Source organism: Archangium sp. (assembly GCF_036388035.1).
In the GTDB taxonomy this organism is placed as follows: domain Bacteria; phylum Myxococcota; class Myxococcia; order Myxococcales; family Myxococcaceae; genus Archangium.
Genome location: NZ_DASVSO010000976.1, coordinates 1 through 2,461, shown reverse-complemented (window position 1 = coordinate 2,461; position 2,461 = coordinate 1). Strand labels below are relative to the sequence as shown.

The following is a 2,461-nucleotide window of genomic DNA, read 5'->3' as shown; positions in this document are numbered from 1 at the left end:
GGCCCGGCGCCGGGCCCGGGGCCACCAGGCCGTCACCGCCCCATGCAGCAACTCCCGGCCGAGCCGCAGCACCCAGCCGAAGCGCGAGCGGGGCAGCGGTAGCCCCAGCGCATCCAGTGCCTGGCGGTAGCGCTCGACGGCCTTCTCGCTGGCGCCTCCCTCGAAGGCCGCCTCGCCCAGGGTGCGGAACCAGCGCGCCCGCCGCAGGGGCTCGGCGTGCGTCAGGCCCGCCTTGTCCTCCAGCGCGAGCGCCTGCTCGATGAGGTACACCGCCTCGCGGCTGGCGCCCCGCCCCCAGGCGGAGGTGCTGGCCAGGTCCAGGTAGTGCAGCGCCTGCTTCAGCTCGGCGGCCTCCAGCCAGTGGTGCGCCAGCTTGGGGTACACCTCCGGCTCCTCGCCGCGGACGCGCTCGTACCACTGCGCCACCGCCCGGTGGAGCGCCCGGCGCTGCGAGGCCGCCAGCAGCTCGTAGGCCGCCTGGTGCAGCAGTCCGTGCTGGAAGGCGTACACGCGCTCCGGCTCGGGGCGATCCACGCGGGTGAGGTTGCGCTGCACCAGCGAGGTCAGGCTCTCGTCCAGCGTCAGCAGGTCCCGCTCCACCGGCAGCACGTCATGCACGGTGCGATAGGAGAAGGTGCGGCCCACGACGCTGGCCACCTTCAACACGAGCTGCTGCTGCGGCGAGCACTGGTCCATGCGGCTGAGGGCCGCGCCCTGCAAGGTGTCCGGCAGGTGCACCTCGCGCAGCCGGCCGGCCTCCACGGTGAGCTGGCACTCGCCATCCTCCACCCGCAGCACGCCCAGCCCGTACAGCGAATACGCCAGCTCCTCGAGGAAGAGGGGATGGCCCTCGGCCTTCTCGTACAGCAGCGTGGCGAGGGACTCCGGCAGGGCTTCCACCACGCCCAGCCGGCGGCACACCAGGGCGTGCGCCTCGTCCGGCTCCAGGGGCCGCAGCTCCAGCCGGGTGGAGCGGCCCGCCGCCAGCAGTTGATGGCGCTCCTCGAGCACCTCCTCCATGCCCCGGCCGGCCAGGACGACCAGCACCGTGGGGACGCGGCGGCGCACCTCCACCAGCAGCCGCCAGGACTCCGGGTCCAACCACTGCGCGTCGTCGAAGGCCACCACGAAGGCGCGGCGCACCAACGTCTGCTCCAGCAGGTGCACCAGCAGGGCGTGCGTGTTCTCGCCACGCACCTCCGTGGCCATGGCCCGCGTCACCTCGTTCTCCGGCAGGCGCAACCCCAGCACGTTCGCCAGCAGGGGCTCCCACTCCGTCCCGTGGGGGTGATCGGCCAGCGCCTCGCGCAAGCCCTCCCGCAGGGGCTCCTCCGAGGTCGCGCCCTCCGCGCTGGCCCGCGCCCGCGTGGTCAGCAGCGCCTCCAACAGCGGCCGCCAGGCGCGGTACGCCACCGCGCGCTCGATGGCGTCTCCCAGCCCCACCAGGCACGGCAGCTGGCGCTCGGCCGCGTCGGCCAGGAGCGCGGAGAGCAGCATGGTCTTGCCCAGCCCCGTGTCCGCCTCCAGCAGCAGCGCTCCGCCGATGCCCGCCGCCAGCTCGTCCAACAGGCCCCGCACCTGCTCGCGCTCGCGCTTGCGCCCCACCATGCCCCGCTCGAGCTGGGCGCGGTAGGCCGCCAGCAGCGGCTGCTGTCCCAGCCACGTCGACGTGTCGAAGGCGGGCGTGGCCCCGGCCACCTTGTTGCGCAGCACGCGGGACAGGGAGATGGGCGTGGACTTGCCCTTGAGCTGGACGGGCGGCAGCTCCTCCAGCTCCACCCGGCCCCGCGTCGCGCGCGCGGTGGGCTCGTCGCACAGCACCTCGTCCTCGGCGCGCTGCATCAGCCGCGCCGACAGGTTCACCACGTCGCCCAGCACGGCGTACTCGCAGCGCGACTCGGCGCCGTAGGTGCCGCAGAAGGCCCTGCCCGTCGTCACGCCGATGCCGTGGCGCAGCCCCTGGGCCCGCAGGGCCTCGCCAATGGCCAGTGCCCCGCGCACGGCCCGCTCGGCATCGTTCTCGTGGCAGAGCGGCGGCAGGCCGAAGGTGCACGCGAAGACGATGCCCTTGTCCTCGGTGACGATCTGGTTGAGGTGCCCCTCGAAGGTGGCCAGCGCCTGCTGCACCGCGAGCGTGACGCGCTGGAACTCCGCGCGCTCACCCCGCAGCATCAGCCGCGGCTCCTTGAGGTTGATGAAGAGCGCCGACACCGGGCGCACCTCGGCCATCCACTCGGCGTGGCCCGCGTCCAGGCGGCTGAGCACCGTGCGGGGCACGAACGCACGCAGCGCGGAGGGCTCCAGGCCGGGAGGCTCCGGCGGGAGCGCGTCCTTCACCGACAGCTCCGGCGCGCTGGGCAGGGAGCGCAGCCGGACGAAGCCTCCGGGCAGGGGCTCGCCCATCGCCTGGGGCCCGAGCAGCGCCCAGGCCCGCTCATCCAGCACCACCTCGCCCGGGGAG

General features: G+C 74.3%; 1 protein-coding gene. It reads right to left on the bottom strand.

All coding sequences use genetic code 11. The annotated features are described in order from the left end of the window. Positions 1-2,461 (bottom strand): ATP-binding protein (locus VF697_RS40325; protein WP_331103640.1); only part of this gene is annotated, 2,461 nt, incomplete at both ends.